The organism is Sulfitobacter delicatus, assembly GCF_900102535.1.
Lineage (GTDB): Bacteria > Pseudomonadota > Alphaproteobacteria > Rhodobacterales > Rhodobacteraceae > Sulfitobacter > Sulfitobacter delicatus.
On sequence record NZ_FNBP01000008.1, the window covers coordinates 1 to 14,330 of the forward strand.

General features: G+C 60.1%; 15 protein-coding genes. 10 read left to right on the forward strand and 5 right to left on the reverse strand.

Going from position 1 to position 14,330, the window contains the following annotated elements:
• Nucleotides 1-177 precede the first annotated feature (177 nt).
• The 3 genes from BLS57_RS13355 to BLS57_RS13365 are packed head-to-tail and all read left to right on the forward strand — an operon-like array spanning nt 178 to nt 3,015.
• On the forward strand, nt 178-855 hold the full coding sequence (locus BLS57_RS13355) for a hypothetical protein (protein ID WP_093743164.1): 678 nt from the start codon (nt 178-180) through the stop codon (nt 853-855).
• 43 nt (nt 856-898) lie between these two features.
• A complete protein-coding gene (locus BLS57_RS13360) occupies nt 899-2,335 on the forward strand; it encodes a flagellar hook-length control protein FliK (RefSeq protein ID WP_093743166.1) in 1,437 nt (478 codons plus the stop codon).
• A gap of 11 nt (nt 2,336-2,346) precedes the next feature.
• Entirely contained in the window at nt 2,347-3,015 is a 669-nt protein-coding gene (locus BLS57_RS13365; RefSeq protein ID WP_093743168.1) for a flagellar hook assembly protein FlgD, read from the forward strand.
• 19 nt (nt 3,016-3,034) lie between these two features.
• Here BLS57_RS13365 and BLS57_RS13370 read toward each other — a convergent pair whose 3' ends face one another.
• The 5 genes from BLS57_RS13370 to flgF form a co-directional block, all read right to left on the reverse strand.
• The gene (locus tag BLS57_RS13370) at nt 3,035-3,631 is read right to left on the reverse strand and encodes a hypothetical protein (protein ID WP_093743170.1); all 597 of its coding nucleotides are present in this window, start codon (nt 3,629-3,631) and stop codon (nt 3,035-3,037) included.
• Between the two features lie 77 nt (nt 3,632-3,708).
• The gene (locus BLS57_RS13375) at nt 3,709-4,479 is read right to left on the reverse strand and encodes a flagellar basal body L-ring protein FlgH (RefSeq protein ID WP_093743172.1); all 771 of its coding nucleotides are present in this window, start codon (nt 4,477-4,479) and stop codon (nt 3,709-3,711) included.
• Nucleotides 4,476-5,135 (reverse strand): flagellar basal body P-ring formation chaperone FlgA, encoded by a 660-nt coding sequence (gene flgA, locus BLS57_RS13380; protein WP_093743174.1) that lies wholly within the window; start codon nt 5,133-5,135, stop codon nt 4,476-4,478. The genes BLS57_RS13375 and flgA overlap by 4 nt, the downstream gene beginning before the upstream one ends.
• Nucleotides 5,135-5,920, reverse strand: a complete 786-nt coding sequence (gene flgG, locus BLS57_RS13385; protein WP_093743176.1) for a flagellar basal-body rod protein FlgG — start codon at nt 5,918-5,920, stop codon at nt 5,135-5,137. Before flgG ends, flgA begins: the two co-directional genes overlap by 1 nt.
• A gap of 38 nt (nt 5,921-5,958) precedes the next feature.
• Nucleotides 5,959-6,702: a flagellar basal-body rod protein FlgF gene (flgF, locus tag BLS57_RS13390; RefSeq protein ID WP_093743178.1), complete on the reverse strand. Its 744-nt coding sequence runs from the start codon at nt 6,700-6,702 to the stop codon at nt 5,959-5,961.
• Nucleotides 6,703-6,858: 156 nt separating this feature from the next.
• Here flgF and BLS57_RS13395 point away from each other — a divergent pair, with 156 nt between their 5' ends.
• From BLS57_RS13395 to BLS57_RS13425, 7 genes are all read left to right on the forward strand, one after another.
• The gene (locus BLS57_RS13395) at nt 6,859-8,574 is read left to right on the forward strand and encodes a hypothetical protein (protein ID WP_139186644.1); all 1,716 of its coding nucleotides are present in this window, start codon (nt 6,859-6,861) and stop codon (nt 8,572-8,574) included.
• 98 nt (nt 8,575-8,672) lie between these two features.
• The gene (locus BLS57_RS13400) at nt 8,673-9,941 is read left to right on the forward strand and encodes a flagellar hook protein FlgE (RefSeq protein ID WP_093743182.1); all 1,269 of its coding nucleotides are present in this window, start codon (nt 8,673-8,675) and stop codon (nt 9,939-9,941) included.
• 12 nt (nt 9,942-9,953) lie between these two features.
• Nucleotides 9,954-11,372 (forward strand): flagellar hook-associated protein FlgK, encoded by a 1,419-nt coding sequence (gene flgK / locus BLS57_RS13405; RefSeq protein ID WP_093743184.1) that lies wholly within the window; start codon nt 9,954-9,956, stop codon nt 11,370-11,372.
• Between the two features lie 7 nt (nt 11,373-11,379).
• Entirely contained in the window at nt 11,380-12,444 is a 1,065-nt protein-coding gene (locus BLS57_RS13410; RefSeq protein ID WP_093743187.1) for a flagellin, read from the forward strand.
• 15 nt (nt 12,445-12,459) lie between these two features.
• Nucleotides 12,460-13,560 carry a flagellar basal body P-ring protein FlgI gene (locus BLS57_RS13415; protein ID WP_093743189.1) on the forward strand — a complete coding sequence of 367 codons (1,101 nt, stop codon included), beginning with the start codon at nt 12,460-12,462 and terminating at the stop codon, nt 13,558-13,560.
• A 10-nt stretch (nt 13,561-13,570) separates the two neighbouring features.
• The gene (locus BLS57_RS13420; protein ID WP_093743191.1) at nt 13,571-13,873 is read left to right on the forward strand and encodes a rod-binding protein; all 303 of its coding nucleotides are present in this window, start codon (nt 13,571-13,573) and stop codon (nt 13,871-13,873) included.
• Entirely contained in the window at nt 13,870-14,247 is a 378-nt protein-coding gene (locus tag BLS57_RS13425) for a hypothetical protein (RefSeq protein ID WP_093743193.1), read from the forward strand. Before BLS57_RS13420 ends, BLS57_RS13425 begins: the two co-directional genes overlap by 4 nt.
• Nucleotides 14,248-14,330 lie beyond the last annotated feature (83 nt).

Genomic DNA, 14,330 nt, shown 5'->3' on the forward strand with positions numbered 1-14,330 from the left:
TGCTGACATAGTTCATCCTCCCAAACAGGATGAATCACAATCAGACCAGTTTGGGAATCCCCGGCGATTCAGGTTTTGTTAGAAGCGCTTTAATGTATAAAACGAGCACCAGGCACCTAAAAAACTTTAAAAATAGCCTGGATAAACCATGGACAGAAAGTCCTGAACGAGGCGGAAATGCAGGTAAATTCACTAATCGGTGGCATCTGGAAGGGTGCCTGCCACATAGATTCATCGGCCGACGGCCGTCACTTCAACATGCTGATCCGGGCGTTGATTCCCGTGCAAGCCTCGATCTTTGAGATGCAGGATTGGGCCGGTCACCCGGTTGCAATGCCCGATTGCATCGAACCCATCCCCGGAATTTGTCTCGGTGATATTCTGGCCGAAGAACTCGACGCCGATGTGCCCTTTGGTTCGCTCGTCGTCATTCGCAAAAGCGATAACTTCCACAACATCTCCGAAGCCGCAGGCGCCCTCGTCGGTGAAGTGCTGATCGGTATCATCGGTCGCGGTCTTTTCCCGCTGATGGACGAGGACAGCGTGCTGCATACTCTCGGGCAGGCCTACTATCAGGCGGCAGAGACGGACGAGTTGCTGAAGCTCGGCCTTGAGCCGGCAGCCTTCCGCGCCGGTTTGAACGCAGTGCTCGCGCAGTACTGGGGCCGCCCGGTCGACAGCATGCCGGTCTTCTCTGCCGAACGTGCAGACGGCCAGCCCTCGCTACAGGCCCTGACCGGTTCTGACAGACCTTTGACGCTGAACCAATGGACCCTCGCGCTGAAAGCGCTGGTCGAAGGTCGTTCGGCTAAATTTGTCCGCGAAGGGCAGATGGGCAACGTCAAGATCTCCTAAGCACGGGCCTCAGCCCGTGGCCCCATCAGGCGGAGGAAGCCAGATGATAGCGCAGTTGCTTAACTCTACTGCCACCCCCGCGACAGCCGTTGCGGGGCAAGGACAGTCCCAAGGTGCCGCCGAAGGGTTCGCGGCGCTGATGCAGGGCAGCGGGGCTACGGCTGGCACGTTCGCCGGGCAGCCCGCCACTGTCGCAACGCCAGCAGAGGCTAGCGATCCCGAAGCTTCGGAACTCACCGAGACATTCGATACCGAAACACCAGAAGGGCTGATGGCCCTTTTGGATCAGACCATCACCGAATTGAATCAAGGCGCAGGGCAGGTCACGCCGAAGACGGCACTTGCCAACTTCGCTGAAGCGCTCGGCGAGGCACCGGTCGAAAAGGTCGGCGACCTAGAGGCTGTCGCAGAACTGGCCGATCCTGAACTCGAAGCGGCCTTGCAGGAGAAGCTCAACAGCGCGTTGCGTTTGGCAAGCGGAGCCGGGCAGTTGAGCGTCGCCTCAGCCGGTGTGCCTGTTGTTGGGCGCGTTTCCATGCAGCAGGAGGTATTGCCGAGTGAAGCTCCATCCGTTTCGCTTGCGGGTTCTGTCGCCGAGGGGCAGGGGGCCGAGGTTCTGGCTGGCGCAGGTATTCGGATCATCAAACAATCTCCGCCCGCCGCGGGCATGAGCGCGCTTGCCGATGGGTCTGTGTCCGCCCAAAAGACAGGAGACGCCGGCACATCCCTTATGTCTCAGTCGGCGGAAGCCACTTTGAGTACGGATAAGAGTGCCAACATGGCAGGGGCCAAAGGGCCATCTGCCAGCGCGCAGGACCCTGAGTTCAGCGCCGCGATGAAAGCTGTAGACCCCCGTCTAACCGCCGCAGAGTCGTTCTCCGTCAAAGCCGAGCCCGCCACGATCTTACAGGCTGGGGCGCAAAATAGCGGCACGGAGGCCGCTTTGCGTGAGCTTGCCGCTGCGGCGCCCCAGACGGGGCTTACCAGCGAGCCGGTGCGGCTCTCCGCCCCCGCGCCCACCCCCGCTACACCGCCAAACCCGGCAGCACCGCCTGAAGAACAGCTGCGCAAGCACGTGGCACAGCAGATCCGTAGCTTCGAGACCGGCGACAACAAGATGCGCTTCTCGCTTTCGCCCTACGGCATGGGCGAGATCGAAATTGAAGTGGTGCGGAGCGAAAGCGGACGTATGCAGATCGCCATGACGACCGAGACGGCCTCGGTGCTCAACCTGCTGCGCCAAGACCGCGAGCAATTGCTCGACGCACTACAGTCGCGTGGCATCTCAGCCGACAACGCTGATCTGGATTTCCAGACCTTCGGGGAGCGTGGCCGTCAGGATGGGCGGGCGCCTGAGGGTTTCGTGCAAAACAATACTGAAGGTTCCGGCGAGCCCGATGGGGCGATGAACAGCGACACCGGTGGGGCACAAGCCACAAGCCTGCCCCAAGGCCCCGGCCAATTAGACATCCTCACCTGAAAGGCGAGACCATGATTGATGCACTGACTTCGAACACACTAGCAACCAGCACCGCCAGCGCGGCTTCGGCCTCGGCGGGGGAGCTTCAGGAAAGCTATAACAGTTTTCTGACGCTTCTAACCGCCCAGATCACCAATCAGGATCCGCTTGAGCCGGTGGATTCAACGCAGTTCGTATCGCAACTGGCGCAATTGACCCAGGTGGAGCAGAGCATCGCTACAAATGCGAGCCTTGAGCAGATCAGCACCATGCTCTCGACCGTTGGCGCCATGTCTGACTTGCAACTGATCGGGCGCGACGTGTTGGTACCGTCCAACCAGGTCCGCCTGACGGATACCGAATTCCCGTTGAGCTACCAAGTGGGTGCTGGCGCCGAGAGTGTGGACATCAGCATCTATTCCGAAGATGGGAACCTGGTGCGTGAGTTGACCGGGACATCAACGGCAGAAGGCGAAATCATCGATGTGGATTGGGACGGCCTCGATTCCGAAGGGCTTCCTGTGCCGCCTGATACATTCCGAGTAGAGATTTCCGCCACCGATTCAAGTGGCAACGATGTGCCTGTCACCGCGCTTACGCAGGCTCAGGTCAATCGGGTTAACTTTACCGCTTATGGCCCGGAACTAGAGCTCGACAATGGTGAATCGGTTCTATCTCATGTGATCCGCTCGGTACTGTAAGCTGTAAAGCGACGCGCGGTCAGAGCCGCGCGACGTCTTGCTTATAGAGCGAGACAAACATCACATCATCTACGCCCGCATGATCCTTGCTGATCAAATCGCGTAGCAAATGCGATAGCGCATCGCTGTCAATCGCCACGCCGCGTAACACAGCGCTTTCGGCGGCGAGGTTCATCGCCTGCAAGAGTGAATCACGCAGCCGCGTTGCGTCCTCAACCCGGCGATAGCGCTCTGCCAATTCCAAAGATTCTAACTTCAACGCGAAATCAGCCACCACGTAAGAGATGCTGTTCGTCTTCTCTACTGGTACTGTCATTTGGCCAAGCCGTACAATTTTGCGATCTTTGGCCAAACTGTAGCGGTCCATTTCCGGATGAGCGGCACCCTCAGCGGCGTCATCGCCCTTTTGAGCGTGGTCTTCCGCCACCTCGCCATGCGCGTCCTCAGAGGCGTCCTTTGCCCCATGCGCGGCCTTGTCGGCCTTCGGCTTGTCCTCAGACCCGGCGGCGGCGTGGTTCTCCTCCGCGGGGGGAGCCAGAACCATACCAGCGCCATAGCCTGCACCCATGCACAGCAGGGGGAGTGCTACGAATACGATTGCTGCCTTTTTCATCATCGACCTTTCCTGAGCTTTCGTCAGGTTTAACGGTCGATTGCGACGGCAATGGTCTGAGATTGTGACTAAGTGGGGAATTAGTAGGGCAGGATCACATCCATCGCATCTTCGCCATAGCTGCGCTCCTGAGCGCGTGAGAGGGTGCCCCGGCCACCATAGGCGATGCGGGCTTCGGCGATCTTGTCATAAGAGATAGTGTTGTCGTCGCGGATATCCGCAGGGCGGACGATGCCGGCCATGCGCAGCTCGCGCAACTCTTGATTCACCATGATTTCTTGACGTCCTGCGACCACCAGCGCGCCATTTGGCAGTCTGTCGATCACCAAAGCGGCGACTTTAAGCTCGATCTGTTCATTCCGGGAAATCGCGCCGGACCCGCTGGCTTCAGAGGCCGAGCCGATCTCTACAACGTCACCGCTGGGCAGATCTGCGGCGCTGATTCCGGGCAGAATTGCGGCAATTTTCGCACCGTAGCCAAAGAATGTCGGGAATCCGATCGAACTCGCCCCTTCGCGCTCGCGGTCGGTAGAGTTGCGCAATTGGGCGCGGTCGTCGATCGAGATTACAACGGTCAGGATGTCGCCAATGTCATCCGCACGTTGGTCGGAAAACAGCGGCTCATGTTTGGCAGAGAAGAGCGAAGCGCGGGCGCTGCCGGTGCGGGGTGGCTCAAGCGCCACAGCAGGCATCGGCACCTGCACGCGTGCCACTTCTGGGATCGTCTGCGAGTCCACCACCAACGGCGAAGGCTGGGGGTCGCGGTCGAAGTGGCGTCCGGCGTCGCAGCCGGACAGGATGAGGGTCGCGCCCAGCATCAGTGCAGTAGGGCGGGCGATAGCGGCTGTCATTGCAGGATCTCCACGGTCCCGTCGCCAGTGGCGATGCCGATGACCGTCTTATTGCTGATAAGGTTCACGATACGAATTTCTTGCCCCTCATGGGCGTCGCTGAGCGCGCGTCCGGGCGATCTCAGCGCCAAGAGCCCGTCGCTAAAACTGATCTCGACCTGGTCGCCACGGCTGATGACCAGCGGATTGATGATGGACTGGGTCTGGATCGGGCGGCCCGGGGTCAGAACCCGCCGCACCTGCTTGCCGATAACCTCTTCGAGTTCGGTCTCAACATAAGCGCCGACCCGGCCCACGGGCATCCGTGCGACAGCAAGGTCATCTTCCATAATGATATCATCGGGCAAGAGGCGCCGGACCGGTACGGGGACCGGCAGCGTCACGAGCGCCAGCCCGCCGATGCGCTGCACATCGCCGGTTTCCAGCACCGCATTAGCGAGAAACTTGCCGCTGCGCGGATCCATCCAGAACTCGGCCAAGGTGACGACTTCGCCTTTCGGCGCGTCTTTGACGGTCACCTCGAACTCGCCCTCGGGCGGCAAACTGTCGGCATAGTCCGAGCGCGCACGTTCTTCGACGAGCACGCCCAAGGGGGCCGCCAAAGCCGGCCCCGCGAGCAGCATCACGCCAAGGAGGAATGCGCCCAGCCGTGTCATTAGCGGATCTGGTTCGCCGCCGACAGCATCTGGTCTGCGGTCTCAATGGATTTCGAATTCATCTCATAGGCGCGCTGCGCCGAGATCAGGTCGGTGATCTGCTGGATGACATTGACGTTAGAGGCTTCGAGATAGCCCTGCCGCAGCAGCCCTGTGCCGGGGGAGCCGGGGGTGACAACCTGCGCCTCGCCCGAAGCTTCGGTCGCGAGTAGGAAGTTGTTGCCCACTGGACGCATGCCCGGCTCGTTCACAAAGGTGGTCAGGCTGAACTGCCCAAGTTCCACGGGTTCGGGGTCGTTCTCGACATAGGCCATGACAACGCCCTGTTCGTTGATCTCGACCGCCGTGGTGTTCGGCGGCACGACGAGACCGGGATCGACCTGATAGCCCTGCATGGTGACGATTTCACCCTCAGAGGACAGTTGGAAAGAGCCGTCGCGGGTGAAGGCTTGGTTGCCGTCTGGCATCAGGACGGAGAAATAACCGCGCCCGTCGATGGCGACGTTCAGCTGGTTTTCAGTCGCAACCATGCCGCCTTGGGTATTGAGCCGCACGGTGCCGGCGGTCTGCACGCCCATACCGATGTCGATGCCCACCGGGCGGGTCGAGCCGGCCTCGGAGGTCAGCGCGCCTTCGCGTTGCATGGACTGATAGATCAGATCCTGAAAGGCGGCGCGACTTGCCTTAAAGCCGGTGGTATTGGCGTTGGCTATGTTGTTTGAGATCACGTTCACATTGGTCTGCTGCGCCATCATGCCTGTCGCGGCGATGCTAAGTGCTTTCATGGGTTCGTTCCTTCCGTATTACGGATGACCTCTGGGGGTCAGACTGCCTGCATGATCCGTTTAAGCGAGTCGCGGCGCAGGTCGTCCGCATTGCCCATTAAGGAATTGGTGCGCTCATAGGCGCGCTGCACGTCGATCAGCCGCGTCATTTCGCGCACCGGGTTCACGTTGCTGAGCTCCAGCGAGCCCTGACGGACGGCAGTGCCTTCCGCCGGGCCGGGCTTGGCGGCGCCTTCGGGCGCGACGAGCATGCCCGCGCCAAGGCGCTTGTAGCTCTGGATTTCAGGGACATCGAAAACACCGATGCGGCCAAGTGGCCCGGTCTCGCTGCCTGAGATCGTGCCGTCTTCGGAAATGTTGATTTCCCCCAGACCTTCGGTCGGCAATTGGATCGGCGCACCACCGGCGTCCAGAACCTTGGCGCCAGAAAGCAGGGTCAGGTTGCCCTGTGTGTCGATGGTGAAACTGCCGTCGCGGCCAAAAGCCTGCTCGCCCTCGGGGGTTTGGTAGCTGAACCAGCCCTCACCATGCAGTGCCACATCCAGCGGATTGCCCGTCTGCGACAGCGCGCCGGGGCGGGTGTCGATGTAAGAGCCTGTATCGCTGACAAAGGCTGCCTGATCATCGCTTGAGGTGCTTTTGTCCTGCAAAAGGCTCTCAAACACCACATGCTCACCCTTGTAGCCCGCCGTGCTGGCGTTTGCGATGTTATTGGCTGTGATGTCCAACTGTCGCTGCAACGATGTCGCGAGGGACATGCTGATATGGGTGGTTTCGGTCATAGCGCACCTCAGGGGTTGCAAGGATGAAGCGACTTTTTCAAGGTCACTGTGAAATAAAGAATGGATTTTTACAAGAATAAAGTGCATCTATCCATAACAATGAAGCATCTGCATCACATAGTCCTTGGGTTTTCCTTGCTGATTGCTCCGCCCACGATGGCGGAGGACACACCTGTCTTTGCGCCATTGGCGCTGACGGCGCAGGGCGAAGGTGATTTCTTGGCGGCGCGTCAGGGTTTGGAGCAACAGCTGATTGCCGCAGGCAAGAAGGGCAGTGCCGCGGAGACCGATGCCCTTCTCGACATGGCCGAACTGCACCTTGCTTGGATGATGCGCCCCGAAGCGGCAGGCTATCTCGCGGCGCTGGACCCCGAAGTGCTGGCTGAAGATTACAAGCGGCGCCACCGTACACTGACCCTCGCTCTGGATTTGCTGCAGGACGAAGCTGCGGAGAAAGATGCGCTCGGGCAGGCGGTGTCGCGGTCGGTCGGCTGGGCGCAAGGACAAGCGTTGCGCGCTGCGGCCTTTGCTCGATTGGATGCAACCGAGGAAGCGGCGCGCCTTTTGCCTGCGACAGTAGATAGCCTCGATGCGCTTTCCCCGGCCATGGTGGCGGCGTTGCTGCCAGATTTGCTGGAAGCCGCTTTGACGGCCGAGAATTGGGAGGTAGCGCAGGCTTTGGCCGCGCGGTTCCCTGATCATGCAGAGTTGCGCGACGGACCGGCTTACCGCTTCCTGCTAGCACGGGCGTCTGAACTTGCGGGCGATTATCTAATGGCCTTTGACGGCTATGCCGAAGCCGCGCGGGGCCGCGATGCCTATGCCCATCGCGCACGGCTGGCTCTGGTACGGATGGGGCGGGAGACCGAGACCATGCCGCTTGCCGATGCGGTGGCAGTACTCAAGACGGCCCGTTGGGCGTGGAGCGGAGACACCGCCGCGCGGGAGGGAGTGGTTCTCCTCGCGAAGCTGGCCGAAGAGCTTGGCGATCGCGATACCGCCCTATGGGCGTTGGAACATATGACGAAAGACGCCACGCCTGAAGAGGCCAAAGAGCTCCAAGAGCGGGCCCGCGCAATCTATGGTGCCTTTTATCAAGCGGGCAGTGAGGGACAAATCGACCTCGCAGACTTTCTGGAAGGTCACGCCCGAATCGCGCCGCGCTGGCGGTTTGATCCGGGCTTTGCGGCCCATGCCGCGGGCCTGCCGCAAAGGTTGCTCGACACGGGCATGACTGCGCTCGCTGCACGTGAATTCCGCGCCCTGCGCGAGCTGGCCGAGGCTGGGGTCCGGCCGGGCGGGCCAAAAACCGACCTCGAATTGGTCAGCACGCTGCGGCGAGGGGAGGTCCGCGCTTTGCTGGCAGGCGGGCAGGCGGATGCAGCGGTTGATCTGCTAAGTGGGTATGCCGATGGTAAAGGTCTCGACGATGGGGCTGAAGCGCTGCTGATTGAGGCTTTGGCGCAGGCGGGGCGCTCAGACGAGCTAGCCAGCTTGCGCGTAAGGGCGCAGGACATGGGACTGCGCCGAAGCCGTGCCGTAGCGCTATATGAAACCGGCAAATGGAATGCTGCACGACTGGCATTTTTAGAGATGTGGGAAACCCATCCCGAGCAGTTTAGCTTTGCCGATGCCACGCGTTTGATCCTTGCAGCCTATGAGGTCGGCGATGGAGAGACCTTGGCTCGCGCGGCCTTGGCCTTCCCCACCCTCGCCGATCTGCCAGGTTGGGACGAAATCGCCGCAGGCCTCGGCGCACAACCAGACGAACGAGTCCCGCCGGGGCAAGATTTAATGCGACTAAGCATGCAAAACGCTGATCGTATCCTTGATGCTGTCACGAAAGTGACAGATGTGAAGCAAAGCAAGTGACAAAAATATCAAATACAAATTTTATTCTTGCTTTATTCATGTGAGGGGTGCTTTTTCATGTATAACGGAAGAATAACAAGAACGAGCAGGACAAAGTCATGAGCATTACGAGCGCCCTCCAGATCGGGGTCAGCGGGTTGCAGGCCAACTCCTCCCGAGTGCAGAATATCTCAAGCAATATCGCGAACGCCAATACTGTTGGCTACCGCCGTACGTTTTCCGAGTTTGTAACCCAGAACACCGGCTCTACCCAAGCGGGCGTGCTGACGGACAGCCGGGCGGATATCTCCTCCAACGGCAGTATCATGGCCACCGGTCGTGCAACGGATCTTGCAGTGCAGGGCGACGGATTTTTTGTTGTTTCGCGCAACCCGAATGATCCCGTCGAGTCTAACTATTATTTGACCCGCGCGGGCTCGTTTACGCCTGACCAAGACGGTAACCTGCGCAACTCCGCCGGCTATTACCTAAGCGGCTACCCGACCGACGCTTCGGGGGCGACCGGCAGTGTAAGCAGCACCAGTTACAGCGATCTGAGCACAGTAAATATCGCCAGCTATCAGATACCTGGTACGCCTAGTTCGCTGGTTAACGTCTCGGGCAATGTTCCCTCCCAGGAAACCGGTTTGGCGACACCCGGCGCACCATTCGAATCCACTTTACGCTATGTAAATCAGCTCGGTGGCGCGGATGAGCTAACGCTCTCTTGGCAGCCCGGCTCGACTCCGAGTGAATGGACCGTCAACATCACGGATGGTGCTGGCACTGACTACGGTACCGCGACTGTCAACTTTACCGACAGCGGCGCAAATGCGGGCAGCCCAGCAAGCTATACTCCCGGCACCCTGCCAATTGATCCCGCGACCGGAGTTGTAAGTCTGACAATTAACAACGGTGCCACCCCCCAGACCCTTGATATCAGTCTGGGCGCGCCGGGCACATTTGAGGGAATGACTCAATTTGCCGGAGACTACACACCGCCTCAGTTTGACGACGACGGGACCGAAACCGGCAGTCTTGAGCGTGCTGAAATGAGCGACAGCGGCGTGCTCTTTGGTGTCTTTGACAATGGCCAGCGACGTGCCCTGTTCCAAGTTCCCTTGGCGAATGTCGCCAATCCAGATCAGATGCGCTCGGTTGACGGCAATGCCTATGTGACTACCCGCGATTCCGGTGCGGTGAACCTCGGCGGCGCGATGAGCAACGGGTTGGGGAGTGTGACTAGCGGTGCGCTCGAAGGGTCCAACGTGGATATCGCCCAAGAGTTGACGGACCTGATCCAAACCCAACGGGCCTATTCGTCGAGCGCCAAGATCATCACCACAAGTGACGAAATGCTGAGCGAAACCCTAAGTATCAAACGCTAATCCGGTGCGTAAATGAGCATCTCCTCTGCCTTTAACATCGCCCGCAGTGGCCTGAGCGTCACCGAAGGGCGTGCCAATCTGGTCGCGGGCAATATCGCCAACGCCCAGACCGAAGGCTATGCTCGGCGAGATGGCGTGCAAGTCACGACCAGCAGCGGGCAGGGGAGCATGGTCGATCTGCAGATGGCGCGGCAGATGGATGAACGCCTTGCGGGGCTAACCCGCGGCGCATCTGCCGAAGTAGGCGAGGCCGAGGTTGCCGACGAGATCCTGCGCGGCTATCTGCTGACGCTCGGAAACCCCGGCGATGAAATCTCTCCCGCGGCGCGGCTGGCCGAGTTTCAGGCCGGTCTAGACCTTTTGGCGAACAACCCGGCAGACCCGGCGGCGCAGAACGATCTGCTGTCGCGGGCACAGAATCTTGTGCAAAGCCTCAATGGCGCGGCGACCGCGCTGGAGGACAGCCGCGTACAGGCTGGAGCCAGCTACCAACAAAGCGTCAAAGACGTGAACACAGCGCTCTCTGACATCGCCAATCTGAACGAGAAGCTGCGCACTGCCGGAAACGATGGCGGCACGATCAACGGCCTGATGGACGAGATGAACCGCCGTCTCGATGCTTTGGGCACGCAAATGGATTTCACGACCCGCTGGGAATCGGACGGGTCGCTGACCCTCTACACCACCGGCGGCACTGAATTGGTCCATGGCGACAAATCGGTGACCCTGACTGCCGACTCGAGCACCGGCGCGCTCTTTGCCGGCAATGTGGACATCACCCCGAAAGCCCTTGGTGCGCGCGGGTCAGACAGCGGTCGGTTGGCCGGGTTGAGCCAGATCATTTCCCAAGACCTTCCGCAGATGAAACTGCAGTTGGATGAGCTTGCCCGCGGGCTGGTGCAGAGCTTTGAAGCCGCCGATGCGTCGCGCGCGCCGGGCGATGCCGGCCTCTTTACCGATGCGGGCGCCGCCTTTGACCCGGCTCAGATTGATGGGCTGGCGGGACGTCTTGCGATCAACGACAGTGTGGACCCGGACCGCGGGGGCGCCCTGTGGCGCCTGCGCGATGGCGCCGCCGCAGCCGGTCCCGGTGAGCCGGGCGACAGCACCCAGATCAACAGCTTCATTGACGTGTTCGAGACCGGCTTTGCCTTCGACGCTACAAGCGGGCTCAACAGCAACGCCAAGCTTGGCGACTTCGCTGCTGACTTGGTCGGGCATCAGCACATGGTGCGCGTCACCGCTGACGCCCAAGCAGACACCGCGCGCATCCGTTTGGTGACCTTTGAAGACAACCGCAGCGGTGTGGAAGGCGTGAACATCGATACCGAACTGCAAAAGCTGTTGGAAATTGAGCAGTCCTACGGCGCTAATTCGCAGGTGCTCAGCAGCTTGAGCGATATGCTCGATACCCTTTTGAACAGCGTGTGAGGATCAGATGACCGAAATCTCCCGAACCGTTGCTACCGCGCTGCAGAGCCTGCGCCAGCGTGAAACCACCAGCCGCCTCTCGGCGGAGCTGGCGGATGTTTCGCAGGAGCTAAGCACCGGGCTCAAAGCGAACCCCTATGACGACCTTGGCTACAAATCCTCGGATGCCATCGCGATCCGCATGCAAGTCACGCGCAACGATGGGTTTCTGACGTCAAACAAATTGCTGGACAGTCGTTTTCTTGCTGTGGAGACTTCTCTGGGCGCAATGCGGGATGTGGGGCAGGCCGTGTTGGAACAGGCAATGACGGCGCAATCCGCGTCTGGCCCATCCACCGCTTACCTTTCACAGGCGGCGCGTTCGGCTTTGGATACTATCATCCAACGGGCGGCGGTCAGCGATAGTTCGGGCTACCTCATGGCGGGTACCCGCCTTGAGACCAACCCATTGCAAGCATGGGACGAAGTTAACCCGGCCACTGGCTTTTCCCCCGCTGGTGCCGTCACTGATGTGATCGGCGGCCCAATGAATTCGATGGCGGATGTGCAAGCTGCGATTGATGGGCTAAAGGCTGCCTTTAGCGACGGGGACCCTGCCAATCCGAACCGGAATTTTGAAGCGACTTTCTACAACGGCGCCCCGTCTAGCAGCCCGCCGCTGACCTCGCGCACTTCAGAGACACAGACGTTGTCGCAGAACGCACAGGCCAATGACCCGGCGATGCGCGATTTGATGCGTGGGCTGGCGATGCTCAGCGCCGTGGACGCAAATGATATCACTGATCTCGAGGCTCGCGAAGTATGGTTAGATGAAGCCCGCAGTGCCATCAGCAGCGGGCTTGAAGGGCTCATCGATCTTGAAACCGTCACCGGGCTGAAGCGCGGGCAGTTGCAAGACACCATGGCAGCCCAAGAAAGCCGCGCGCTGTTTCTGGACCAAGAATCGCTCAAGCTCGAAGGGGCGGACCCTTACGACGCCGCCACCCGGCTCACGCAACTGCAGAACCAACTCGACTCCAGCTACGCCGTCACCGCGCGCCTCTCGCGCCTGTCCTTCCTCAACTATCTCTGACCGGAACACACGACCATGACCTCGATGTTCAAATTCCTTCTGATCAGCCTCACGCTGGCACTGGCCCTCCCGGCCAGCGCACAGGTGCGGATCAAGGACATCGTGACGGTTGAAGGCGTGCGGTCGAACCAATTGGTCGGCTACGGACTGGTCGTGGGCCTCAACGGCACCGGCGACAGCCTGCGCAACGCCCCTTTCACCGAGCGTGCGATTGAAGGCATGTTGGAGCGTCTCGGCATCGGCAACCTGACCGAAGACGAAATGCGCACCGCCAACACCGCCGCTGTCATGGTCACTGCCTCCCTGCCGCCCTTCGCACGCATGGGCAGCACCATCGACGTCGTCGTATCCTCCCTGGGCGACGCATCCTCGCTGCGCGGCGGTACGCTGATTGTTACTCCGCTCACCGCAGCAGATGGTGAGATCTACGCCGTGGCCCAAGGCCCGATTGCCGTCGCCGGGTTTGCGGCTCAGGGTTTGAACGCCTCCATCGTCGAAGGTGTGCCAACAGGCGCCCGCATCGACAACGGCGCTATTGTTGAGCGTGAGGTCGCTTTTGACTTTAACGAGTTGAGCACCATCAAGCTGGCCCTGCGGAACCCCGATTTCGTCACCGCACAACGGGTGGAGCGCGCGATCAACCAAGCTGTCGGCCCCGTGGCCACGGCACTGGATTCGCGCACCATCTCGGTCACGCCTTTCGGCAAGGAATCCCTGATCGAAACTATGGCTTTGATCGAGCCGCTTCAGGTCCAGCCCGATCAGGTTGCCAAAGTGGTGATCGACGCGCGCTCCGGCACCATCGTTATTGGCGCCAATGTCCGCATTGACCAAGTTGCCGTCAGCCAAGGTGGCCTGACCGTCACCGTCCGCGATGATTTTAACGTCAGCCAGCCCGAAACCCTGTCGATTGGCGGGACCACAGTTGTGGTGCCCAACTCTTCGGTCGCGGTGGATAAAAAAGATGCGCAGTTTGCTGTCATCGACGGGTCCGTCAGCCTTCAACGTCTGGTCGACGGGCTGAACGCCATCGGCGTCGGCGCGACCGAAACGATTTCGATCCTTCAAGCCATCAAGGCCGCGGGTGCTTTGCACGCCGACCTTGAGATTATTTAAGGGGCTGATCATGGAATTTCCGTCCTTTCCCACACCGGCCACCGCGCCCAAAGCCACTCCGGCAACCCCCGCGGCCGATGCGGTCACCGCGGAATCGGCCAAGGAGTTTGAGGCCATGTTCCTCGGCCAGATGGTCGACGAGATGCTCTCCACCGTGAACATCGGCAGCTTTGGCGGTGGCCATGCCGAAGAGACATGGCGCAGCTTCCTGTCCAACGCGATTGGCGAAAGCATTGCCGAGCAGAACAGCACCGGAATTGCGCGCAGCATCGAGACCGCAATGGCGCGCTATCAGTCGGGAGCCGAAAAATGAGCGACCCCCGCAAAGCCCTCGCCGCTGTTGACGCGCTCGGCTATTTGCTGCGCCGCGAGATCGCCGCAGTCGAAGGCGGTTCTTTCGACCAACTGGTGACTTTCGCCAGCGAAAAAGCCCGAATCACGGCGGAGCTGGAACACCAGCTAAGCGAGAACCCCGAAGCAGTCAGCAAGGACAAATTACGCGATCTAAAAGATCTGATCGCACGCGATCATCACCACCTGCAACTGGCCCGTCAGGCCACTGCAGAGATGATAAAAGAGGTTTCCGGAATCCGGGAAAAGCACAGCATTGCAGGCATTTACGGCCGAAGCGGTGCGAAGCGTGACAACCGAGCAACACTGATGACAACCGTGGACAAAAGTTTCTAATTTGCCTCAATGTTGCCAGTTTTTGGCGTAAAAACGTAATCAAGCGGGTTCGCCCCGCAGTTGTCAGAAAGACGACATAACGA